At 59.0% G+C, this 22735-nt stretch carries 21 protein-coding genes; 5 read left to right on the forward strand and 16 right to left on the reverse strand.

Annotated elements, in window-relative coordinates; translation table 11 throughout:
- Window positions 1-195: 195 nt before the first annotated feature.
- Together H1B31_RS00395 and H1B31_RS00400 are read left to right on the forward strand one after the other, a co-directional pair.
- Window positions 196-1152, forward strand: a complete 957-nt coding sequence (locus H1B31_RS00395) for an AEC family transporter (protein WP_185980449.1) — start codon at window positions 196-198, stop codon at window positions 1150-1152.
- Window positions 1153-1167: 15 nt separating this feature from the next.
- Window positions 1168-2121, forward strand: a complete 954-nt coding sequence (locus H1B31_RS00400; RefSeq protein WP_009655055.1) for an AEC family transporter — start codon at window positions 1168-1170, stop codon at window positions 2119-2121.
- Between the two features lie 78 nt (window positions 2122-2199).
- Here the strand turns inward: H1B31_RS00400 and H1B31_RS00405 are convergent, their stop codons facing one another.
- Entirely contained in the window at window positions 2200-4335 is a 2136-nt protein-coding gene (locus H1B31_RS00405; protein ID WP_185980450.1) for a methyl-accepting chemotaxis protein, read from the reverse strand.
- Window positions 4336-4568: 233 nt separating this feature from the next.
- On the reverse strand, window positions 4569-5249 hold the full coding sequence (locus H1B31_RS00410) for a PepSY domain-containing protein (protein WP_185980451.1): 681 nt from the start codon (window positions 5247-5249) through the stop codon (window positions 4569-4571).
- Between the two features lie 344 nt (window positions 5250-5593).
- Between H1B31_RS00410 and H1B31_RS00415 the strand changes: the two genes are divergently transcribed.
- The 3 genes from H1B31_RS00415 (at window position 5594) to H1B31_RS00425 (ending at window position 9404) form a co-directional block, all read left to right on the forward strand.
- On the forward strand, window positions 5594-7090 hold the full coding sequence (locus H1B31_RS00415) for a HAMP domain-containing sensor histidine kinase (protein ID WP_185980452.1): 1497 nt from the start codon (window positions 5594-5596) through the stop codon (window positions 7088-7090).
- Entirely contained in the window at window positions 7087-7794 is a 708-nt protein-coding gene (locus H1B31_RS00420) for a response regulator transcription factor (protein WP_185980453.1), read from the forward strand. The genes H1B31_RS00415 and H1B31_RS00420 overlap by 4 nt, the downstream gene beginning before the upstream one ends.
- A 98-nt stretch (window positions 7795-7892) precedes the next feature.
- Window positions 7893-9404 (forward strand): Na+/H+ antiporter NhaC family protein, encoded by a 1512-nt coding sequence (locus H1B31_RS00425; protein ID WP_185980454.1) that lies wholly within the window; start codon window positions 7893-7895, stop codon window positions 9402-9404.
- A gap of 131 nt (window positions 9405-9535) precedes the next feature.
- Here the strand turns inward: H1B31_RS00425 and H1B31_RS00430 are convergent, their stop codons facing one another.
- The 14 genes from H1B31_RS00430 to H1B31_RS00495 all read right to left on the reverse strand — a co-directional run bounded on the left by H1B31_RS00430 (window position 9536) and on the right by H1B31_RS00495 (window position 22733).
- A complete protein-coding gene (locus H1B31_RS00430) occupies window positions 9536-10372 on the reverse strand; it encodes an Rpn family recombination-promoting nuclease/putative transposase (protein WP_185980455.1) in 837 nt (278 codons plus the stop codon).
- Window positions 10373-10535: 163 nt separating this feature from the next.
- Complete coding sequence (locus H1B31_RS00435; protein ID WP_185980456.1) at window positions 10536-11345, reverse strand: SDR family oxidoreductase; 810 nt, start codon at window positions 11343-11345, stop codon at window positions 10536-10538.
- Between the two features lie 42 nt (window positions 11346-11387).
- Window positions 11388-12386, reverse strand: a complete 999-nt coding sequence (srlE, locus tag H1B31_RS00440; RefSeq protein ID WP_185980457.1) for a PTS glucitol/sorbitol transporter subunit IIB — start codon at window positions 12384-12386, stop codon at window positions 11388-11390.
- A gap of 24 nt (window positions 12387-12410) precedes the next feature.
- Window positions 12411-12965 (reverse strand): PTS glucitol/sorbitol transporter subunit IIC, encoded by a 555-nt coding sequence (gene srlA, locus H1B31_RS00445; protein WP_009440416.1) that lies wholly within the window; start codon window positions 12963-12965, stop codon window positions 12411-12413.
- A gap of 30 nt (window positions 12966-12995) precedes the next feature.
- Window positions 12996-13388: a transcriptional regulator GutM gene (locus H1B31_RS00450; RefSeq protein ID WP_037346001.1), complete on the reverse strand. Its 393-nt coding sequence runs from the start codon at window positions 13386-13388 to the stop codon at window positions 12996-12998.
- A gap of 25 nt (window positions 13389-13413) precedes the next feature.
- Window positions 13414-14352, reverse strand: a complete 939-nt coding sequence (locus H1B31_RS00455; protein WP_185980458.1) for a sugar-binding transcriptional regulator — start codon at window positions 14350-14352, stop codon at window positions 13414-13416.
- A gap of 203 nt (window positions 14353-14555) precedes the next feature.
- Window positions 14556-14927, reverse strand: a complete 372-nt coding sequence (locus H1B31_RS00460; RefSeq protein ID WP_185980459.1) for a DUF488 domain-containing protein — start codon at window positions 14925-14927, stop codon at window positions 14556-14558.
- On the reverse strand, window positions 14928-15575 hold the full coding sequence (locus H1B31_RS00465) for a zinc ribbon domain-containing protein (RefSeq protein ID WP_185980460.1): 648 nt from the start codon (window positions 15573-15575) through the stop codon (window positions 14928-14930).
- Between the two features lie 130 nt (window positions 15576-15705).
- A complete protein-coding gene (locus H1B31_RS00470; protein WP_185980461.1) occupies window positions 15706-17055 on the reverse strand; it encodes an amino acid permease in 1350 nt (449 codons plus the stop codon).
- A 12-nt stretch (window positions 17056-17067) separates the two neighbouring features.
- Window positions 17068-17541: an SsrA-binding protein SmpB gene (gene smpB / locus H1B31_RS00475; protein ID WP_009655063.1), complete on the reverse strand. Its 474-nt coding sequence runs from the start codon at window positions 17539-17541 to the stop codon at window positions 17068-17070.
- Between the two features lie 9 nt (window positions 17542-17550).
- On the reverse strand, window positions 17551-20262 hold the full coding sequence (gene rnr / locus H1B31_RS00480; protein WP_185980462.1) for a ribonuclease R: 2712 nt from the start codon (window positions 20260-20262) through the stop codon (window positions 17551-17553).
- Between the two features lie 42 nt (window positions 20263-20304).
- On the reverse strand, window positions 20305-21054 hold the full coding sequence (locus H1B31_RS00485) for an alpha/beta hydrolase (RefSeq protein ID WP_185980463.1): 750 nt from the start codon (window positions 21052-21054) through the stop codon (window positions 20305-20307).
- 82 nt (window positions 21055-21136) lie between these two features.
- Entirely contained in the window at window positions 21137-21349 is a 213-nt protein-coding gene (gene secG, locus H1B31_RS00490) for a preprotein translocase subunit SecG (RefSeq protein ID WP_185981183.1), read from the reverse strand.
- A 91-nt stretch (window positions 21350-21440) separates the two neighbouring features.
- Window positions 21441-22733, reverse strand: coding sequence for a hexokinase family protein (locus tag H1B31_RS00495; RefSeq protein ID WP_185980464.1), 1293 nt, complete (start codon window positions 22731-22733; stop codon window positions 21441-21443).
- Between the last annotated feature and the right edge of the window lie 2 nt (window positions 22734-22735).

Here is a 22735-nt window from a genome sequence, read left to right on the forward strand (position 1 = left end):
CTCCGGGTCATAACAAAACACTATATAACATAGGGTAAATATTCGCCGCCCTTTCCTCCTTTTCCTCTCTCTCACATCAAAATCTTACGAACTTTTCTTGCCATTTTTTCCACGGATTGTAAATGTTTACAACGCCTGTGACTTGTGCTAGGATGAACGCACCATCCGAATTGATTGGGAAAGGCTGGGAATCTTATGGACGGAATCAATGCGCGCCTGATCTATCTCTTCACCGATCTGATCCTGCCACTCATCGTCGGCTATCTCCTCTATCAGCGTCGCCTCCTCTCGGATGCGGCCGTCAACCTGCTCATCCGCATCAATGTCATCGTATTCTTTACCCTGCTCTCGCTCTTCAGCTTCTGGGCGTTGCCGCTCACGCGGGATCTCTTCATTCTGCCCGCGTTCTTCGCATTCATTATCCTCTTCCCGGGCTTCATCAGCTGGCGATTTCTCGGACGGCGCTTTCACAGTCCCATCGACCGCGGCACGCATCTCATATCCGCACTGCTCTCGAACATCGGCACGCTCGGCGGCATCTGCGCCTACATCATCTACGGAGAACGCGGCTTTGCCTATGCGCAGATCGGCGGCGCGTGCCAGAACCTCGTGCTCGTTCTGCTCGCATTCCCGATCGCACAGTACTTCTATCTGCTTCACAAGGCGCGTGGACGTGCGCCACGTCTCGAGGGGCGCGGCTTCCTCGGGCTCCTCCTCTCGTGGAATCAGCTCAGCATCCTCGGCATGACGGCGGGACTCCTGCTGAACGCCTCGGGCATCGCGCGTCCGCCTGTCCTGTCGGATGCATTCGGCTGCATCATCCACATTGCGGCGTGGTTCGGCATGCTGCCCATCGGCTCGCTCATCAACTTTCGCCGCGCGCGCCATTTCGTCTATCTGACGCTCGACATGATCGCGCTCCGCTTCCTCGTCGTTCCCATTGTCACCTTTGCCGCCGCGCTCCTCCTCATCAGCGACCCGACCGTGCAGAACGCACTCGTGATCTTCGCGAGCGCCCCGGGAGCGATCAACGCGACGCTCACCGCGCGTCTCTACCATCTCAACGTCGACTATACGATTGCCGTCTTCCTCGTGACGACAGTGCTCTACCTCACCGTGCTTTTCCCCGTGACATTTTTCCTGTTTCGTTAGAAAGAGGCGTTTCTCTTGGACAATTCTGATTTCCGCATCATCTACCTCTTCACCGACCTCCTCGCACCGCTCATCGTCGGCTATCTGCTCTATCGGCACGGCAAGATCTCCGACGCCCTCATCAGCCGCATCCTGCGCCTGAACGTCATCATCATCTACACCGTGCTCGCCCTCATGAGCTGCTGGACGCTCCCCATCTCGTGGGATCTCGCCCTCATTCCGATCTACGGCATCCTCATCGTCCTCTTTCCGGGACTTGTCGGCTGGGCGTTCTTCATCCGCAAATATCACAACCCGCTCGATCGCGGCGCGTATCTCTCGAACGCGATGATGTCCAACATCACCACGCTCGGCGGCGTCTGTGCTTACATCATCTACGGTGAGCAGGGCTTTGCCTACGCGCAGATCATGGGCATCTTTCAGACGCTGATGCTTGTCCTCGCCGTCTTTCCGATGGCGCAGTATTACTATCTGCAGCACAAAAACCATGGGCGCGGCGGCAGGATTCACATGCGCTTCCTCGACATCTTCCTCTCGTGGAACCAGCTCAGCATCATCGGCATGGCGGCGGGGCTCGCGCTCAACGCAGCGGGCATCGAGCGCCCTCCTGCAGTCGGCACGGCATTCGAGGGACTCATCCACTTCGGCGCATGGTTCGGCATGCTACCCGTCGGCGCGCTTGTCAATCTCCACCGCGCACGACGCTATGCACCGTACACCCTCGACCTCTTTGCCCTGCGCTTCCTCATCCTGCCTGCGTTCATGATGGCGGTCAGCTATCCCTTCGTCCGCGATCCCGTCCTCCTCGGCGCAATCCTCGTCTTCTCCGTCACTCCGGGTGCGATTAACTCCGTCACGGCGGCGAAGCTCTATCATCTGAACGTCGACTACACGATCTCTGGCTTCCTCACAACAAGCATTGCATTCTTCTTCATCGTCTACCCTGCACTGTTCTTTTTCCTGCGCTGAACCTTATGCGAGGCATCACAAAAGCCCTGCCGCATCGCGGCAGGGCTTTCTGCATACTGTATGCGTTCGAACGGCAGATCAAACGCGGAAGCGCGAGATCTCGTTCTGCAGATCCGTCGCGATCTGCGCCAAGCTCTCGCTCGCCTCGGCGATATCCGCAAGCGCCTGCGTCTGCGTGTCAACGGAGGACTCAGCCTCATCCGTCGTCGCATCATTCTCACGTGCCATATCCATCAGCTTGCGGCTGAGGTCGGCAATCGCCTTGTTCTTCTCCGTCAGCTTCTCGGAGGAGGTGTTGAGCTTCTTCACAACGCTGTTCGCACCTTGGACAGCCTCGGCAATCATGTCAAAGCGGCGCTGTGTACGCTCGAGGTTGACATTGCTCTCCTCGACAAGCTTCTTGGAGACCTCCATCGTATCGACTGCCTGCTGCGACTTCATCTTGAGCTCACCGATGATGCCGTTGATCTCATCCGTAAAGCCGCGCGACTGCTCGGCAAGCTTGCGGATCTCCTCGGCAACGACGGCGAATCCGCGTCCTGCCTCGCCCGCACGCGCTGCCTCGATGGCAGCGTTGAGCGCGAGGAGGTTTGTCTGCTCGGAGATGGACTGAATCATCGCGCTCGCCTCTTCGATGCGATCCGCACGCTGATTCGTCTCCTCGACCACACGCGAGACCTCCTGTGTGGCATCGGCGGTCTCGGCAGACTTCTTCATGAGGTCGGCGAGAATCTCCGCGCCCTCGGTCTGGCGTTTATGGATGTTCTCCGTCGCCTCGTTCATCTCCGTCATGACCTTGCGGTTGTCCTCGAGCAGCTGGAGGATTTCATCCGTATGATCGACCGCGTTCTGCGTGTCCGCAACCTGCACGCGCGCGCTCTCGGCAATGTCATGGATGCCCTTGCGCACCGTCTCCGCCGAGTGCGCCGTGTTCTGCGCCGTCGCTGTCAGTTCCTCGCTCGTTGCCGCAACCGACTGGGACGCGCCGTTGATCTTGCCGATGATCTCGCGCAGGCTGTTCGCCATACGCCCGAGCGAGCGAACCATCGCACCGACCTCATCGGAACGCTCCAGATAGATCACGGCATGCTTACCCTTCTCGCGATCCAGATCGAGATCGGAAAAACGTGTCAAAATATCCGTCACATCCCCAATGGGAACGATCAGACGCCGCTGAATGAACACAGCAAGTGCAATGGCAAGCACCACGGTACAGATCACGGCAAGTACCACGGAGAAGATCACCATATCGCGCGCGGCACCGGTGAACTTATCCTTGTCCGTAATGGAGAAGATCGACCACGGCGTATCCACACCTGCAAAGTGGACTGAGCGGAAAATGTAGACCGAGTCCTTGCCCGTCGTCGGCGAAACCTGCGACTTGCTGTACGGAGCCTCCGAGAAGGCTTCCTTCTTTTCCTCCTCCGGAGACTGCATGATCGTGAAGGCGTTCTTCATGATCGACTCCGGGCTCGTCCCATGCGCGACGAGATCGCCCTCGTTGTCCATCAGCAGATAGATGTTGTCCGGCGTACTGATCTTGGCAAGATCCTCCTGAAGCTGCGTGACATCGAAGTCGAGCGAGAGCGCACCGACGAAGCGCCCATCCACAATGAGCGGCATGCCGATGGAGACGAGCAGAGCTTTTTTCCCGTTTACTTCGTCATAGTATGCCTCCGAGAGAACCTGCTTGGACGTAGACTTTGGCTTCTGGTACCACGTCTCGGTCTCATAGCCCGTGCAGCCCTCAAACTCGACTGCATTTCCCTCACGGTTCGCATAGGGCATCACGCGCCCGGACTCATCCGAAAGCGGATCCCCGACATGTGCCGCATCCTGCCCATCGAAGGCGTTCGGCTCAAACACGACACCAATTCCCGAGAGATTGTCATTCGAAGCAGCCGCATCTGCAAACATCTCGTTCAGCGCCTCGCGGCTGCGCGCTGCAGGCGGATGCTGCTGCATATACGTATAGATGCGCTGGCGCACATCCTCTCCCGACTGCTGGACAGACTCATAGCGGCTAATGACCGCCTTTGAACGCTCACCCAATTCGTTGTACTGCGCCACCGTCCCCATCTCGAGAAGCTCATCATAAGCTCTGTAGCCAACGAACGAGACAAGGATCGTCACCATCACAACAATCCCGATGAGCGTGATCGCGTTCAGCTGGAAGCCAATACCCCTTCCCCTTTTCTGCCCTTGTTCTTGCAAAATATTCTCTCCTTTCCCCAGCACCCGGCCATTCCGACACAGAACGAGGAGCACCTTGCCATAACCGTGCGCAAAGACAGCAGCGCATGCTGCCGTCAAAAATAACTTTAGTATACGATAATTTTAATTCGCCACATACTTATTTTTTCCTGCTAAGGAAAATTTTATTTGCGTTTTATGCACAAAAATAGCGCCCCCATCGGATCGCTGTTTCTGTATGCCGTATTTTGTCATTAGAAAATATCGTCGTCCACATCCACTTCGCTCGAAAGTACTGTTCCCGTCACGGCGTCGATGCGGATCTTGTACTCGACGCTACCCGCATAGCACTTCACCTTGTAGACCGGATGGAACATCGGCTGCGGTGTGGGCGCATTCGCCGCGTCGTCTGCCGGCGGTGCGGGCTGACCGTTTCCGGCATCCGGCGCCTGTGCCGGTGCTGCCTGCGGCATCATACCGGGATGCTCGCCGCGATCATGCATACAGCGTCCGTCACGGTGCTCCCTGTCATCGTGCTTTCCATCGCGCCAGTCATCATGTTTGTTTCCATGTTTGTTTCCATGTTTGTCGTCACGATGATTTTTGTGATGCTTTCCGTCTCTGTCGTGATCCTTCTCCGTCAGATAGACGGAGCGGAAGTCCAGCTCCGTCTCGGACTTCCCGATCGCCTCCGCCGCAATCGACCGCACCTTTGCCTCATCGAGGAGCACGATGCCACGCTGCTGCGCCTGCACTGCAATCATTTCGGAGCGTGCCTGCTTTTCGGCGACCGAGCGTGCTTCCGCCTGGCCGTGGTGGTAGTACGCACCACCCGCAGTGACGACGCCGACGAGTACGGCGAACGCCACTGCCTTTTTGAGACGCGCGGGGGTAAAGATATTCGTGACCTGATTCTTGACATTCTGCATTTCCATGATGTTTTCCTCCTCTGCCTTTCGGCGTTCATGTTTGTGTTTATCATTGCTGATGGGTACATCATACGGGGAAAGTTTAAACAAAGTGTAAACACAAAAATAACTTTTTTGAAATTCCTCACAGCGCGCAGATTTTTTTGCGCATTTCGGTTATAATAGGTCTGTTTATTGTACCCCTTCCACCGCATTGCGATCCCTCTCCCCCGTCAAACGGGGGAGGCTTTGAGTTACAGCGTATTAGCTTCCCCCGTCGAAACGGGGCATGTGCGCGGAACGTGTAGAAGTGGCGAGCTTGCGAGCCGATAGGGGCGCCTCGCACTCCCCAACGGAAAGTGAGGTTCTCCATGCGGCTCCGCGACCTGTCCCTCAAGAAAAAACTGCTCGTGACGAACGCGCTCATGATCGTCATCCCGATTGTCGTGCTCATCGCCATCGGCGCGGTGCTGCTCGGCGGTCTGCGCCACGCGGGCACCCTTCAGCAGCAAGCACTTGCCCTCCTCTGGCCGGAGGAGGGACGGACGCTCTCCGTGCAGGTCGCACTCAGCTCTCTGCGCGCCGAGTCAGAGAAACGCAAGTTCAAGCTGGATAATATCGAACGCGACATCCACGTCCTCGAAGGAGCGGGGGTGCGCATCCTCACCGTGGCAAAGGAGAAGGACAGCGCCTATCTGACGCCCGGGAGCAATCCGGATGAGCTTCAGCACATCGTTGCACGCAAATGCGGCGTGCGCGGCTCCGCGCTCAGCTGGGACATGGACGGTCTTGTCTTCCGCTATGAGGGTCTGCGCAGCGGTACAGTCATCATGGGCGTCGGCGATGTACCCATGATGCGCGGCGATGAACCGCCGCCGATTCCGCACGATACGCGAGACTTCATCCTGAATGCCGCACTCATCCTCCTCATCCTCACGACCTCGGCGGGCATCCTGCTCCTCGGTCGCTACCTCGCGCGCCTCCTCTCCGCGCAGATTCTCACCCCGCTCGAGGAGATGCGCCGTGCGGCGGCCGCAATCCAACGAGGCGATCTGAGTCATGAACTCCCGCCGATGGGCAGCGACGAGGTGGGCGCAACCTGCCATGCATTCGACGAGATGCGCAGGGAGCTCCTGCGCGCTCGCATGCGTGAGGAGCGCGAGGAGGCACGGCGCAGAGAGCTCTTCATTGGCATCCTCCACGACATCGCAACCCCGCTCACCGCGATCAAGGGCTATGCGAGCGGCATTCTCGACGGCATTGCACGCACGCCCGAGAAGCAGCGTACCTACGCCGAACGCATCAGCCAATCCGCCGCAACAATGGAGCGCCTGACGACGCGTCTGCGCGAGTTCCTGCGCCTCGACACGGATGAGCTGCCGCTCACATGGGAGACGGTCAGCGCAAGGGATTTTCTCACAGAATACATCCATGAACACGCCCCCGCCCTTGCCGAGGACGGCGTGCATATCTTGATGGAGAAGACGAATACAGCGGCAAAGATACGGATTGACCACGGGGAGTTCGCCCGCGTTCTCAAAAATCTGTGGGAGAACAGCAGCAAGTATCGGCGCGGCGCAGAGGTACACGTATGTATGTCGCTCAGCGAAGAAGGACGGCAGCTCGCCATCCGCTGCGATGACGACGGCATCGGCGTCGATGCTGCAGAGCTGCCGAAGCTCTTTGACAGCTTCTACCGCACGGACACGGCACGCACGAACGTCGCGGGCGGCAGCGGGCTGGGGCTTGCCATCGTACGGCGGATCATGACAGCATTCGGCGGCAGCGTGCGCGCAGAAGTGTCGATCGAGGGAGGGCTGTGCATGGTGCTCCTCCTGCCCATTGCAAGCGAGGGAGATATGAAATGAAAAAGATATTACTGGTTGAGGATGATAACGACATCGCTGAACTCGAGCGCGACTATCTCGAGGCGAGCGGTTTCGCCGTCGACATCGTATCCGACGGCGACGAGGGCAAGCGCCGCGCGCTCACGGGCGAGTACAGGCTCCTCCTGCTGGATGTCATGCTGCCGGGCGCAGACGGCTTTGCCATCTGCCGCGATGTCCGCAAGACGCTCGACATCCCGATCCTCATGGTCTCGGCGCGCCTCGAGGACGTGGACAAGATCCGCGCGCTTGGTCTCGGCGCAGATGACTACATCGTCAAGCCGTTCAGCCCGAGCGAACTCGCCGCGCGCGTCAAGGCGCATATCACGCGCTATGAGCGCCTCAAGGGCGGCGCACAGACGACGCCCACCGTCCTGCGGTTTGGCGCGCTCGAGATCCAGCCGTGGACGCACCGCGTCTTTGTCGCGGGACGCGAGGTACATCTCGCCGCACGCGAGTTCGATCTGCTCCTCTTTCTCGCGGAGCACCCGCAGATCGTATTCAGCAAGGAGACGCTCTACGACCGCGTCTGGGATCTGGACGCGATGGGCAATACCTCCACCGTCTCCGTCCACATGAACCGCCTGCGCGAAAAGATTGAGGACGATCCGTCGCACCCACGCTGGCTTCAGACCGTCTGGGGCGCAGGCTACCGCTTCAATAGCGAAGCGACGGAGGAGGAATGAATTTTTGCGTGAGGATATTTTGCCAAATCCTGTTTTTTTGTTATAATGGGAAACGGTCTTTATCGGATATCAATCTATATAGGGAGTGTATCTAACTCATGACAGCAACCGCATGGTCGATTCTGCCGCCGATCATCACCATCGTCCTCGCGCTCTGGACGAAGGAAGTCTATATGTCGCTCATCATCGGCATCTTCTCGGGCGCAATGCTCTTCGCGGGCGGGAATTTCCTGCAGGCGACGCTCACGATGTTTCAAGTCATGGCGGACAAGGTCGGCAGCAATGTCAACATCCTCGTCTTTCTCGTCATCCTCGGCATCCTCGTCGCAGCCATCACGCGCTCGGGCGCAATGAACGCCTACGGCGAGTGGGCGACGCGAACGATCAAGGGCAAGCGCAGCGCCTCCCTCGTCACCGTCCTGCTCGGCATCGTCATCTTCATCGACGACTACTTCAACTGTCTCACGGTCGGCACGGTCATGCGCCCTGTCACGGATAAATTCCAGATTGCGCGCACGAAGCTCGCCTACATCATCGACGCGACCGCCGCGCCGATCTGCATCATCGCCCCCGTCTCGAGTTGGGCGGCGGCAGTCGGTTCCTCGCTGCCCGAGGACAGTCACATCGACGGCTTCATGCTCTTTCTGCAGACGATTCCCTTCAACCTCTACGCATGGCTGACGATTCTCTTCATGCTCTTTGTCATCTGGACGGGGCGCGACTTCGGGGCAATGCGGCAGAGCGTAGAGAAGTCAAATGTTCATTTCGAGATTCCGAAGGAGTATCAGGACACGGCGGAGGCATCTGCAAGCGCAGCGAGCGAGGGGCGCGGCAAGATGATCGACCTCATGCTGCCGCTGCTCGTCCTCATCGGCGCGTGTATCTACGGCATGCTCTACACGGGCGGTATCCACGAGGGCAGGAGTATTGCGGACGCATTTGCCAACTGCGACTCGTCAAAGTCGCTCGTGCTCGGCTCGTTCATCGCCTTCGTCTTTACTGGGCTGCTCTATCTGCCGCGCCGCGTTGTCTCGTTCAACGTGTTCTGCGACAGCTTCGGCTGGGGCTTCAAGGCGATGACCCCCGCCATCTTCATTCTCTGCCTCGCGTGGACGCTCTCGGGTATCTGCAGCAAGGAGTACCTTGACCTCGGCGGCTTCGTTGGCTCCGTCGTCTCGGCGAATGCGGGCGTCGTCATGTTCCTGCCGCCGCTCTTCTTCCTCGTCGCAGCAGGGCTTGCCTTCGCGACGGGCACGAGCTGGGGCACGTTCGGCATCCTGATTCCGATCGCCATTGCCGTCCTCGGGCAGACAGCTCCTGACATCCTCGTCGTTTCCGTCGCCGCCATCCTCTCGGGCGCGGTCTGCGGCGACCACGCCTCGCCCATCTCGGATACCACCATCCTCGCTTCGGCGGGCGCACAGTGTCACCACCTCGACCATGTATCGACACAGCTGCCCTACGTCGGCGTTGTCGCCTCCTGCTCCCTCGTCGGCTACATTGCCGACGGACTCACGGGCAACGGCTACATCGGCCTCACCGTCGGCATCGCTACCCTCGCCCTCACAATGGCAGCAATTTCCACACGCGTGACATCTGCAGAGAAGTAAATACGATCTACTAAATACAAACGCCGCCGATGAGGTACAACCCCATCGGCGGCGTTATGTATTATACATTACTTTTTTCAAAAAAACTATCCAGATTCTATGTGTATCCGGTGGCAAAAAGACTCAAAGCATTAGGCTCTCGCCATCTGTTCAACTTCCTCAAGCGGCAGCTGGGTCGCTGCGGCAATCTGGGAAATCGTCAATTTTCCCAAGGAAATCAACGCCAGCGCCGTTGCACGAGCCGACTCCAACCGTCCCTCGGCGCGTCCCTCGGCACGCCCCTCGGCACGCCCCTCTTCCATCTTCTTCTCTCCAAACTTTTCCATCAGTTCGCACATGGTATTTACCCCCTCCACTTCCGCCTTAAAGTAACTGGCGCGTTTTGCAAGTTCCTTGTAGTGCATCTGCTCCGCACGCTCACAAAAGAAATCCTGCATCAGACGACCGAGAGGCGTGTCCTCACGATTCGCCCCGTTCACATAGAGAATATGCGCGCCGTCGTCAAACGGACGTTGAAGCTCTTGAATGACGCGCTCCACATGGTAGAGCGGATGCCCCGCGCGGTATATGTCATTCTCCGTGATAAAGATCACCCACGTTTCGGGCAGTGCGGAGAATTTTGCAGATTTTTCCAGCTCACGCGTATCCATCATGCTGCTGTTGTATCGCGCACGACGCGCGACTGCACCCTCGTTTGCCCGCTGAACCTCGCAGTCGTAGAGCTTCCCATCGCTGTCCTCAGCGAGCACATCGAAACGAACGCCGCGTCCATAGAGATTATCAACGCTCTGCTGTGTAACGACACGCTTTACCACGAGATCGTCCCGATCAAGGAAGATGCGCAACAGAAGCTGTATTCCCTCGGTGTTGTTGTCGAAACATACATTGAAAAACGTGTCATCTATCAAACGGAGTTTCTGAATCAATGCAAGATATTCCGCCGGAACATTCTTCTTGATGATACTCATTGATTCGCCTCTTTCTCCTTTGATACTATCATATTATGGAAAACAAGGGTTCTTGTCAAGAATGAAAATTTCGACTCATCCCATTCCTCCATGAGACAGCAAAACGCTCCTTGCAGACGGCAGTCATGCACATCTGTAAGGAGCGTTTTTCAATGTCAGGTTTTTACCCGCGTGTCTTGCCGCCCGCGACGTTGTAGGTAACGCCGTGGATGTAGGAGGCGCGCTCGGAGGCGAGGTAGGCGACGAGGTCGGCGACCTCGGAGAGTTTGCCGCTGCGTCCGAGCGGCGTGGTCTTCGTACTCGCGTACCCCTTGCGCAGGTCATCGACGGTGATGCCGCGCGTGTAGGCGAGTGCTTCCTCATAGGCGAGAGTGCGGAGCCCCGTTGCCTCGAGGATGCCAGGTGCGACGCCGATGACGCGTACGCCGTACTTGCCGAACTCCTTCGCCCACGAACGCGTGAAGGAGTTGACGGCATTCTTCGTTGCAGCGTAGATGCTCTGCCCCTCAGAGCCCTCAATGCCGCTCTCGGAGCTCATGTTGATGATCACGCCGTGTCCCTGTGCGACGAGCTCGCGTCCGACCGCCTGTGCGCAGAGGTAGACGCCCTTGAGGTTGACTGCCGTGACCTTGTCGAAGACGGCGTCGTCCAGCTCGTACTTCCCATGCGGATCCTTCGGGTCGACGAGGAGGCGCGGGATGTTGATACCCGCGTTGTTGACGAGGATGTCGATCGCACCGAACGTCTTCTTCGCCTCTGCGACCATTGCCTCGACGCTCTCGCGCTTCGTGACATCGGTGACAACATAGAGAACCTTGCCGTTCTTTGCATCAAATGCGGGTGCCTCCGGGTTCATATCGCAAACAACCACGTTCGCGCCCTGTGCCAGGAACTCCTCCACAACGGCCTTACCGATGCCCGATGCACCGCCCGTGACGATGGCAGTTTTTTCTTCGAGATTCAACCAACTCATAATAGATTCTCCTTCTGCACTGCTCTGTGTTCAGCGAAAAACTTAGCTCTCGTAGAGGCCTGCACTGGCAATCCACGCAATGATGACGGCGAGAGGGCCGGTCATGAAGCGCGAGTAGAGGACAGCGGGCACACCGATCTCAACGGTCTTGGCATCTGCCTCGGCAAGGCCGAGTCCGACGGGGATGAAGTCGCAGGCGCACTGTACGTTGATGGCAAAGACTGCGGGAAGCGCAAGGTTCGGCGGGATGTGCCCGAGACCGATCTCGACGCCGATGAGAACGCCAACGACCTGCGCGATGACCGCCCCTGGTCCAAGGAACGGGGAAAGGAGTGGGAAGGAGCAGATCAGCGCGAGGATGACGAGCCCGATCGGCGACGCGGCAAGCGGCGAAACGAAGTGCGCGACGAAGTCGCCGAAGCCCGAACCGAGGATGACACCGATGAGCATGGAGACGAATGCCATGAAGGGCAGGATCGTCGTGATAAGCGTGTTGATGGACTCACGGCCTGCCTGATAGAAGGTAGCAACGATGCCGCCCATCATCTGCCCGACCTTTGCCATGAGGCTGCCGGACTGCTCCGTGATCTTCTTCGAGGTATCATACTTCGGCTTGTTCTCTTCTTCTGCGAGCGCTGCGGCAGGTGCTGCTGCAGGAGCTGCCGTGCCGTCGCTGAATGCGATGTTTGCGGGCTTTACTGCCGAGACGTAGATGTCCTCTTTGATGTACTGGGCAAGGGGTCCCGAGGGTCCCGTCTGCTTGATGTTGACGGTAAAGATGCGCTTCTGCGGATAGATGCCGCAGCGCAGCGTGCCGCCGCAGTCGATAACCGCCGCGAGGATCTCATCCTCGGGAACACTGGTCTTGAAGCCGTCCACGACCTCCGCACCCGTCATTTCGCCGAGGCGTACGGCAACATCCGAGATCACACCGCCCGTGATGTTGACGATCTTGTTCTTCTTCTCATCCGGCGTAAGGGTCAGCGGGCCGCCAAATCCGCCCGAGCCTGCCGACACGATGACGCTCTTGTATTCGCTCATGATAATTTCTCCTTTCGGCTTTCCTTACGACTTGAGGACGGCGGGTTCTTTGCTGAGCTTTACGCCCTGCTGACGTTGGACATAGGCGACTGTGAAGTCTGTGAGCCAGCCGCGCAGGAAGTTGACGATGAGTCCGACGAGCAGATAGCGAAGCGCCAGATCCGTGTACGGAAGACCGAGGGTCGTGATACCGTTTGCAACGCCGAGGAAGACGAACATCTCACCGGGGTTGACGTGCGGGAACATACCGTTCATCGTGTGGCATGCAGACGAAGCTGCTGCATAGTAAGAGGGCTTGTAATACTCGGGCATGAATTTGCCGAGCGAGAGCGCCATCGGGTTGCAGAGGAAGAACACGCCGATGAACGGTAGTACAACGTAGCGAGAGATGGGATTGCCGGCACAGAGGTGGGCAAATCTCTCAACGCGCTCATTGCCGACAAAGAGCACGATCGCATTCATCGCGACGAGCAGGCAGACAAGGGTCGGGATGATGCCCGTGACCCACCCGATCAGGGTTTCGCCGCCCTTGTTGAACATGCCGATGAATCCCTCGGCAAAGAGAATCAGAGTATCCATGTGTTTCTCCTTTCAGTGGAAACAAAGCCTTTATGCATGACTGGCAAGGGTCTCGCCCTGCTCCTGATAGATGATGTACTCCTCACGAGCACCGAGCACGGCGCGGCGCGTCTGACGGTCATAGCCCGCGACGCTCTCCTCGTCGAGATCGAGCAAATTCTTGCCCGTGAAGTCCTCAAATGGGCGAAAGCCCGCAAATACGGTGACACCCTTCATGATCTCGCCGCGCAGAATATTGCACTCTGCATCAATCACAAAGAGGACAATCGCCCCCGCAACGAAGCGCCCCTTCGCCTTGCCGATGGCAACGCGCCCTTCGCGGCGCATCTCCTTCACATGTGAGGCAAAGCGGCGGAACTGCAGAATGCTCAGAACCAGCTGGAGCACCCACATGCCTACGGCAATCAAAACAAGCCAGAGCATTCTCATCGTTCCTTTCTTAATCTGTTCACTCGTTCAGCAGAATCTTCGCTGTCTCATCATCTGTGATGAGGACGTTAATGTAGCGCCCGCGCAGTGCCCCGAGGATGGCGGGTACCTTCTCGCGCGACGCCGCCATGCCGATGCTGTAGTCTAGCGCACGGAGGCGCTCGAGCTCAACGGCGATGATGCGATCCTGAAACTCCGTCTGGACGGGACGCCCCTCGATGTCATAGAACATGGAGCAGATCTCCCCGACCACGCGCTCGCGCAGGAGGCTTTCGATCGCCTCGCGACCGAAGCTACCCATCCAGACGAGGTTCGAGGACTTTACAGGTGCGCCGATGCCGACGATGCCGATGTCGAGCCGCGCCCAGAGATTCATGATCTGCTCGAAGTTCACATCCTGCCGGATTGCCGCCGCAATCTCTGCCGTGCGCGCAATCGCGGGGGCATAAATGTAGTGGCTGCGTCCGCCGAATGCGTTTGCGAGTTCGTAGCAGAGCGTGTTCACGTGGAGATCGCTGTCGAGGCTCTCAGGCCCGCCGTCAAGCGGTACGAAGTCCGCGCTCACGGGGTGAAGGCGCTCCGCCGCCGCGCAGCGCGTCAGCTCGCGGATGCTCGTCCCCCATGCAAGACCAATGGTCTGTCCTTTGGCGACAATGCGACGCAGGAGACTCAGCCCCGCCTGCGCCATGCGTCGCTTGACCTGCTCGAGATCAATGCTGCGTGCGACAACGTACGCTTCACGAAGCCCAAAGCGTCGTTCGAGCGCGCTCTCTAGCTCCTCGTTGTTGTCCGTCTCGACGGTGATGCGTACAATCCCCGCCGCAAGGGCACGCTTCAGATACTTGCTCACCGTTGTGCGGTCAACGCCGAGACGTGCCGCAATCTCCCCCTGTTTCAGACCGTCGGTGTAGTAAAGGTTTGCCGCCTTGATAAGGATCCGTTTATCCACGGCCTGCATATTGTTTTCCTCCCGAGAGTATTTACCTTCACATTTGTGATTATTTAGCGCTTTTGTCATCCTGACAACCTGAATATATCCTGAAACCGAAAATATGGCAAGTAAAAACGCTGTGGATTTTGCATTCCACAGCGTTTTTCGGTCATTTTCAGTTTTTATCGTCACATACGTGAAGTATTCATCTCATAAGTGATGATATCTTCTCACTTATCCATCATCGCATACATCCATTCCTGCAAGACACGGGCATGGTTGACCGCGGGATCTTTCGCCCCATAGAGCAACGTTACATTTTCCCCTGCTGCAAGATGTTCAGCTACCGTTACCATATGAGTTGGTGCAGCCCTTCCTGTCGAGAGTTCCACGCGATATTTCACAGCAAATTCCTCAAAATGCTCCGCCTTGTGTCCAAACCACGTACGGAGTTCCGGCGATGGAGCAATATCCTTCCACCAGTCATCGAGTGCCGCACGTTCCTTTGAGATACCGCGCGGCCAGAGGCGGTCAACGAGCACACGAAAGCCGTCATCCGCAGACATTGCCTCATAAATACGTTTGATTCGAATCTCAGCCATTCAGCCCGCCTCCCGTTCCATATATGCGCGCACCGAGTCAAACTTCCCTGAGCGAAGTGCGTCAATCATGCGGTTGATGCGCGGTGGAGGCGTCCATGCCAGAGGCAGGAAACAGTCCGCGCAGTCGTTGTACATCGCACGCAGGTCGTTCTCTGCATCGCGGCGCAGGAGCGCGTACTCCGCCTTACGGCGTTCGTAGCGGCGGCCGGCACGCAGATAGCCGACAGTGGTGACCGCGCCCCAGAGCACGAAGTAGTATGCCCAGATGAAATCCGGCAGGAATGGGGAGAGAGGGAAGTAGACGAGTGCCGCGACCAGTCCGCCGGAGAGCAGCCAGAGCACAAAGGACGGACGGTGCAGACCGCTCTCGATGTAGTCCAGATCCTCAACAATCTTGTAAAGGTTGCTGTGCTGAACGAAGTAGTCCTTCAGGCGCTCCAGTCCGTCGATCTGCGCCGTGCGTTCGTCGGGGATCGGTACGGGTTCGTTCAGCACAATCTCTGCGGGCATTTCGCGCCGATGTTTGTCCGCCGTATCAGCAATGAAGTTCCATGTTTCGAGTTCATCGTCGATCAGCGCCCGCTCGCCACAATGCGGGCAAATACGCGTCAGCCCTTCAATTTTTTCGCCGCATTCTTTGCAGATCATATGATATTCCTCCTTGCTGTCAAAATTTTATTACATATTCTAACACAAATTTATTTTTTTGTCTAATGAAAAAGACGGTATACAAGAAAGGGACACACACAGTTTGTGCATGTCCCTTGGCATTCCATTATTATCCTCTTCTGCGCCTCGAACGATACCCAATCCACAGTACGAGCAGCCATGTGGGCAGGATTGGCACAGCGAGCTGCATGCCCGGAATCTGCGCCATCATGACGACAACGCCGATGAGGAAGAAGAGACAGAGATAGTTGATCCACGGGCAGAACGGTGCGCGGAATTTGATCGGCGTTCCTTCGTGCTCCATCTTGCGACGAAATTTCAGATGTGTCACAACGATCATCACCCAACTGATGACGGCGGCGCAGGTAGCAATCGAGATGAGATAGAGGAATGCATCCCCCGGGAAGAAATAGTTGAGGAATACAACAATGAGCGTAAAGCCCGAAGAAATCAATATGCCGAGCACGGGCACACCGCGCACGGAGAGACTCCTCAGCACCTGCGGCGCGTCCCCGCGCTGCGCCAGTCCGTAGAGCATACGGCTGTTGCTGTAGATCGCAGAGTTGTAGACGGAGATTGCCGCCGTCAGCACGACGAAGTTCAGAATATGCGCGGCGGCAGGAATGCCGACGTTCTGGAAAATCTGCACGAAGGGGCTTGCCTCCATGCCGACCTCGTTCCACGGCCAGAGTGCCATAAGCACCGCCATCGTGCCGACATAGAAAATCAGGATGCGCCAGATGACCTGATTGATCGCCTGCGGGATTGTGCGGTCGGGATCCTCCGCCTCACCCGCCGTGATGCCGATCAGCTCGATGCCGCCGAACGAGAACATGACGACGGCGGTGCCGAGGAAGAATCCCCACCATCCGTTCGGCAGGAAGCCGCCGTGTTCCCAGAGATTGCTGACGTTCTCGGGGAACGGCGCACCTGTAACGAGCAGCCAGCCGCCGAGTCCGATCATGAGGACAATCGCCGTGATCTTCACGAGTGCCATCCAAAACTCCGTCTCGCCGTACGCGCGCACATTCGTGAGGTTGAGCGCGGTGATGACGGCAAGGCAGATGAGCGCCGAGAGCCACTGCGGGAGGTCGGGCAGCCAGAAATTCATGTAGATGCCGACCGCCGCAAGCTCCGCCATCGAGACGATGATGTAGTTGAACCAATAATTCCAGCCGGAGAGGAAGCCCGGGAAATCGCCCCAGTATTTGCCCGCGTAGTGACTGAACGAGCCGGAGACGGGCTCATCGACCGCCATCTCTCCGAGCATGCGCATGATGAAGAAAATCATGATGCCGCCGAGGAGATAGGCGAGCATGACCGCAGGCCCCGCAAGCGCGATGGTGGATGCCGAGCCGTAGAAAAGTCCCGTCCCGATTGCGCCGCCGAGCGCGATCATCTGGAGATGTCTGTTCTTCAGCCCGCGCCTCAGGACGGGCGATGCTTCCTTTTCCTGCATATATGCTCCTATCTAGCCGCGCTGACGTTCCTTGAGCGCCTGCTCCACCTCACGTTTTGCAGACTTCGCCTTGAGCGTCTGACGCTTGTCGTAGTTGTGCTTGCCGCTTGCAAGCGCGAGTTCCAGCTTTGCCCGCCCGCGCTTGAAATAGACCTTCAGAGGGACGAGGGTCATGCCCTTCTCGCGTGTCTTGCCGAAGAGTTTCAGAATCTCCGCCTTGTGCATGAGGAGGCGGCGGACGCGCAGCGGGTCGTGGTTGAACTGGTTGCCCTGCTCGTAGGGGCTGATGTGCATATGGTCGAGGAATACTTCCCCGTTCTTGATATAGGCGTAGCTGTCGCGCAGATTCGCGCGCCCTGCACGCAGGGACTTGACCTCCGTCCCGACGAGCTCCATGCCCGCTTCGTAAGTTTCGTGGATAAAATAATCATGACGCGCCTTGCGGTTCTCGCAGGCGATCTTGATGCTTTCGTTCTTCTTTCCCATAGAAATTCCTCACTCGGCGTTGCCGGTGCCGCCCTCTGTCTTGCGGTTCATGCGGCGTGCGGGACGCGGCGCGCGACGAGGCTTCTCCGACGGCTCCGCGTCAGGTCTCTGCGCGCGGTAGCCCGGCGGATCCGGCCAGACGGCGCTATTCAGCCCCGTGACCTTGACGCGGTGATAGTCGCGCGAGCCGCGCTCGTCATCATAGCGATCCGAGGATCTGCCACGCCCGCGGTCACGCCACTCTGCGCCCGCCTGCGGTGCACGCGCAGGACGCTGCCCGCGCGCACCGTCCGCCCTCTGTGCAGTTGCACGCGGCTTTGCGGGCACGCTTGCCGCCGCCGTGCGCGCCGCACGCTCGCCCTCCTGCACGCGCTTGCCCTGCGTACCGTGAGCGCCGCGCGTCTTCTTGCGGCGCTCGGCGGGCGTTGCGGCGACATCCGCGATAATTGGCTCATGCCGTTTCTCATTCTTCTTTTTACGGGAGCAACGTCGGCGCCCGTCTTTATTTTTTTCACCCTCCGCCTTCGGCTTTACTGCAGTTTTCGCAGGTTTCGCCATGTTCGGCTCGTAAACGCCGTTGTCCTTCAACACGAAGTCGAGCGTCCGCGCCTGTACGTCCGCGCGCGTGATGATGACGGTCACGGCGTCGCCGAGGCGATAGCGCGTGCCCGTGCGCTCGCCGACCATCGCATACTGCTCCTCGACGTAGCTGTAGTAATCGTTCACCATCGTCGAGACGTGGACAAGCCCCTCGACGCCGTTCTCGAGCTCAACAAAGATGCCGAATGCCGTGACGCCGCTGATGATTCCCTCGAAGGTCTCACCGACGAACTGCGCCATGTACTCAATCTTCTTCATATCCGTGGTCTCGCGCTCCGCCTCGATGGCAATGCGCTCGCGCGCGGAGGAATGCTCCGCCGCCTCGGCGAGGGTCGCGCGCAGCCGCTCCCGCTTCTCGGGCGGGATATGCCCTGTCGCAAACGTCTCGCGCAGGAGGCGGTGGACAAGGAGGTCGGGGTAGCGGCGAATGGGCGAGGTGAAATGCGTATAGTAGCGCGCGGCAAGCCCGAAATGTCCGAGACTCGCCGTTGCATAGCGCGCCTGCTGCATGGAGCGCAGCGCGACCGCGCCGATGATGCGCTCCTCGGGCGCCCCCTTCACACGGTCGAGCACCTGCTGAATGTCGCGCGGGCGCACCTTGCCGTCCTCGTCGATGTGGAGGCGCAGCCCGAGCGCGGCGAGGAGACTCTGAAAGCGTTCGATTTTCTCGCTGTTTGGCGTCTCGTGGACGCGATAGACGAACGGCTCCTCCTTCAGTTCCATATGGCGCGCAACCGTCTCGTTCGCGATGAGCATGCACTCCTCGATGATGGACTCGCCGACCGAGCCCGTGCGCTTCACGAGCGCAACGGGATGCCCCTCGGCGTCGAGCTTTACCTTGATCTCGGGCAGCTCGAAGTCGATCGATCCACGACGGTGGCGCTTTGCGCGCAGTGCCTCACGCAGACGGCGCAGCGTCTCGAGCATGGGGCGGATGTCCTCGTTGTCGGAGACAAACGGCTCCTCGCCCGCGAGCACGCGGTTGACGAGCGTATAGGTGAGGCGGCGCGCAACGTGGATGACGCACGGCACGATCTCGTAGCTGCGCACCTCGCCGTCCGCACCGATCTCCATCTCGCACGCCATCGAGAGGCGGTCAACGCCCTCGTTCAGGCTGCATATGCCGTTCGACAGTTCCTTTGGCAGCATGGGGATGACGCGGTCGACCAGATAGACACTCGTCCCGCGCCGCGCCGCCTCGTTGTCGAGCGGCTCGCCCGCGCGGACATAGTGGCTCACGTCCGCGATGTAGACGCCGAGGAAGAAGCCGCCGTCCTTCTCATACGCATAGATGCCGTCGTCGATGTCCTTCGTATCCTCGCCATCAATCGTGACAATGGGGAAATCGCGGCGGTCACGCCGTCCCGCATACTCCTCCGGCAGCGGATGCGTCGGACAGTGCGCGGCTGCCTCCGCCACGGCGGGCGGAAAGTTCTCATCGAGATCGTAGGCGCGCATAACGGCGAGCACATCGACCCCCGGGTCGCCCGTCTTGCCGAGCACCTCGATGACGCGCCCCTCGGCGCTGCGGCGCTCCTCCGGCCACTTCGTAATCTCGACGACAACCTTGCTCCCTGTCTTTGCGCCGCCGAAGTCCTTTTTCAAAACAAAGATATCGCGCCCGATCTTCGCGCTGTCGGGCGTCACAAAGCCAAACGCCTTGCTGCGCTCGAATGTGCCGACAATATGCGTGTTCGCACGCTCGAGGATGCGGATGATCTCGCCCTCACGCGCGCGCCCCGGCATCTCGGACGGCGTAACGCGTGCAACCACGCGGTCGCCGTGCATGGCGGTCGCGAGCGCAGAGCCTGGTACAAATACATCCGACTCGTCCTCCGTCGCACGCACGTCGGGGATGATGAAGCCGAAGCCCTTCGGCGACATGGAGAGCCGCCCGACGACGAGATTCATGCGGCTCGGCAGACCATAGAGGCCGCTGCGGTTGCGGATGATCGCGCCCTCCGCCTCAAGTGCCGCGAGGGCAGACGAAAGAAGCTGCTCCTCCGATTCGGGCAGCCCGAGTTCCGTCCGCACCTCAGCCTCGGGCAGCGGGCGATAGGCGTCCTCCCGCATAAAGGCGTGTACGCGCTCTTTCAGTGTATCCAGTTGTTCCTGTTCCATAATTTCCTCGTTTTCCCGTTCCTATTTCCGTTCCTACAAAATTTACAGAGTATCCCCCGTCAAAAACGCCGCCGTGCGCGCAAAGACGCGCTCTCTGACCCCCGTATCGAGCGGCAGCAGATGCCCCGCATCGGGCAGGATGAATTTCTCGCAGTGAGGACTCCCCACGTTCTCATAGAGATAGTCCGCACTCTTCGGATCCGCCGTATGATCCCGCTCCCCGTGTACAATCAGGAGCGGCGCCGTCACGCGCCCGATCTGACGGCAGAGGATTGCGACAACATCCAAGAGCTCATGAATGGAGACGAGCGGCATGCGCCGATAGGTGTTGTTCGCGCCCTGCGGCACGTCCCTGAGTTTCCTGCGTGCCTTTGGTACATAGCGGTCAATGCACGCCTCGCGCGTGGGCAGATGCTCGAGTCCCTGCTCGGGCGCAATCATGATCGGCGCACCGAGGCTGACAACGTGGGCAACCTCCGCCTCGACGGAGAGCAGGAGGGCAAATACCGCACCCATCGAATGTCCGACGACGGAGATCCGATCACATGCACCGCTGAGGATGGCATAGCCGTCGCGCACGGAGTCCATCCAATCCTCGTGCTCCATGCGGCTCAAATCCTCGACCGTCGTCCCGTGCCCCGCAAGGCGTATCGCAAGCACTGTGAATCCGCGCTCGTTCAGATACGCACCGAGCAGGCGCAGCTCTGCCGGCAGACCCGTAAAGCCGTGAATGAGAAGCACGCCATGCCGCCCACCCGGCAGGAAAAATGGCTCCGCGCCCACTAAGTGCATGACATTCCCTCCTCTTCCTGATCGTTCCCTGTTTGAAAAAATCCCTGCCCCGCATAGCGGTACAGGGATATTCCCTTTTCGATCAGCTCGACATCCGCGCAATCACAATCGTAATCACACCGAACAAAATCGCAAATATGATCGTCACGCGCGCAAGCAGCGCGTCCATTCCGCGTGCCTTGCCCGAAAAGACCGTATCGCCGCCGCCGTCGAGCCCGCCCATGCCGGCGGACTTTGCCTCCTGCCCGAGCACGGATGCGATTAGGATGATTGCAACGATTGCATCAAGTACCATTAAAAGCGTGAGCAAGAAAAAGCCCCTTCCTTCTGCAAGATATTATATTCGTCTATCATAGCACAGACCGCGCCGCAGTGGCAAGCAGTTTTCATCCGCGCTCCGCCATTGCCGCCGCGAGCGCCGCACCGAGTCCCGATCCGCCGCTCGCGAGAATGGTGTCAACCTTGCCCGCATCCGCGCCGAGGAGTTCCGCAAAGACGTTCGCCATCTGCTCCTTGACGAGCGGCATCTTCTCATAGACCGAGCCGTCGACGGCGATGTGCTGCGCACGTATCTCCCCGCTGCCCGTCACCTGCCAGAGTGTCCCGACAAATGTCGCCGCAATGAGGCGCGCGGAGCGTACAACGATGGCGCGCGCAAGGCCGCGCGCGCGCAAGGCATCCTCAGCCGTAAGCCGCTGTCCCGTCAGCACCTCGACAAGGGTCGCCGCCGATGTCGCATCCTCGCTCACATCCTCGAGCATGCGGCTGAGATCAACGCTCGTAAAGCCGTATTTGCTACCCGCTGCACCAAGGAGCTCGGCAAGCGCCATCTCGAAGAGCTCTCCCATGTAGCGACCCGAGACCATCTTTTCGAGGCGCTGCTCCCCCTTTTTCTCAGACGCTGCGTCGAGCGCCACGTCGAAGCGGTTCGGCACGAGCTTGGAGAAGCCGCCCGACTCCATGTTGAGGATCATCGGTGGCTGCGCCATACCCGTATACGGCTCGAGGTAGCAGGTGTTGTGCCCCGTCGCGTAGATTGCGCCGATGGCGGTCTCGCCGTGGATGTAGGCGGCAGCGAGGAGCACGGCAACCGTGTCGTTGATGACGGAGTTCGGCGTGACATTCGTCAGCCCCTGCCGCACGAGTGCCGCACGCAGGAGATCGTTGACAACCTCGCCCTCAACACCGCGCGCTGCGAATTCCTTCGTCCAGATGATGAGCCGCGCGTCGCTGATATTCGTCTGCGCGGACGGGAAGGAGAAGGTGTGTCCGAGGAGGTACGGCGTCTCATGGTCGCCGCCGACTGCCTCGTCGACGAGCGCCGCGATGAAGTCAAACATCTGCTCGCCCGTCGCCTCCGCGCCGATGAAGTCATAGACGCCGTCGACCTTGAGCGGCTTTGCGACGTGGGAGAGTATCTCGTATTTCCCATTGCCCTCGAGACGATAGAGCAGGACGCGCACATTCGTCCCGCCGAAGTCGAGCGCGAGATAGTCGCCGCGCTCTTTTCCCGTCGGCAGTCCGAGATAGGAGGGCAACATGCGCAGCGAGGAGTCGGGGGAACCGGAGAGGCCAAGGCGCATATCCTGACGGAAGTTTGCCGCCGCCTCGTGCAGATGCTCCGCATCCACCGTAAACGCAGCGATGATTTCATCGTAAAGCACGGGATCGAATGCCATTT

The organism is Selenomonas timonae, from assembly GCF_014250475.1.
Taxonomy (GTDB): Bacteria; Bacillota; Negativicutes; order Selenomonadales; family Selenomonadaceae; genus Centipeda; species Centipeda timonae.

Coding starts and splice junctions, on each gene's coding strand:
- rnr (WP_185980462.1), bottom strand. CDS start 20,262: ATGGAACAGGAACAACTGGATACACTGAAAGAGCGCGTACACGCCTTT.
- H1B31_RS00460 (WP_185980459.1), bottom strand. CDS start 14,927: ATGGCTGAGATTCGAATCAAACGTATTTATGAGGCAATGTCTGCGGAT.
- H1B31_RS00455 (WP_185980458.1), bottom strand. CDS start 14,352: ATGCAGGCCGTGGATAAACGGATCCTTATCAAGGCGGCAAACCTTTAC.
- H1B31_RS00425 (WP_185980454.1), top strand. CDS start 7,893: ATGACAGCAACCGCATGGTCGATTCTGCCGCCGATCATCACCATCGTC.
- srlE (WP_185980457.1), bottom strand. CDS start 12,386: ATGAGCGAATACAAGAGCGTCATCGTGTCGGCAGGCTCGGGCGGATTT.
- H1B31_RS00495 (WP_185980464.1), bottom strand. CDS start 22,733: ATGGCATTCGATCCCGTGCTTTACGATGAAATCATCGCTGCGTTTACG.
- H1B31_RS00450 (WP_037346001.1), bottom strand. CDS start 13,388: ATGCTCTGGCTTGTTTTGATTGCCGTAGGCATGTGGGTGCTCCAGCTG.
- H1B31_RS00420 (WP_185980453.1), top strand. CDS start 7,087: ATGAAAAAGATATTACTGGTTGAGGATGATAACGACATCGCTGAACTC.
- H1B31_RS00395 (WP_185980449.1), top strand. CDS start 196: ATGGACGGAATCAATGCGCGCCTGATCTATCTCTTCACCGATCTGATC.
- srlA (WP_009440416.1), bottom strand. CDS start 12,965: ATGGATACTCTGATTCTCTTTGCCGAGGGATTCATCGGCATGTTCAAC.
- smpB (WP_009655063.1), bottom strand. CDS start 17,541: ATGGGAAAGAAGAACGAAAGCATCAAGATCGCCTGCGAGAACCGCAAG.
- H1B31_RS00435 (WP_185980456.1), bottom strand. CDS start 11,345: ATGAGTTGGTTGAATCTCGAAGAAAAAACTGCCATCGTCACGGGCGGT.
- H1B31_RS00465 (WP_185980460.1), bottom strand. CDS start 15,575: ATGATCTGCAAAGAATGCGGCGAAAAAATTGAAGGGCTGACGCGTATT.
- H1B31_RS00470 (WP_185980461.1), bottom strand. CDS start 17,055: ATGCAGGAAAAGGAAGCATCGCCCGTCCTGAGGCGCGGGCTGAAGAAC.
- H1B31_RS00485 (WP_185980463.1), bottom strand. CDS start 21,054: ATGCACTTAGTGGGCGCGGAGCCATTTTTCCTGCCGGGTGGGCGGCAT.
- secG (WP_185981183.1), bottom strand. CDS start 21,349: ATGGTACTTGATGCAATCGTTGCAATCATCCTAATCGCATCCGTGCTC.
- H1B31_RS00415 (WP_185980452.1), top strand. CDS start 5,594: ATGCGGCTCCGCGACCTGTCCCTCAAGAAAAAACTGCTCGTGACGAAC.
- H1B31_RS00410 (WP_185980451.1), bottom strand. CDS start 5,249: ATGGAAATGCAGAATGTCAAGAATCAGGTCACGAATATCTTTACCCCC.
- H1B31_RS00430 (WP_185980455.1), bottom strand. CDS start 10,372: ATGAGTATCATCAAGAAGAATGTTCCGGCGGAATATCTTGCATTGATT.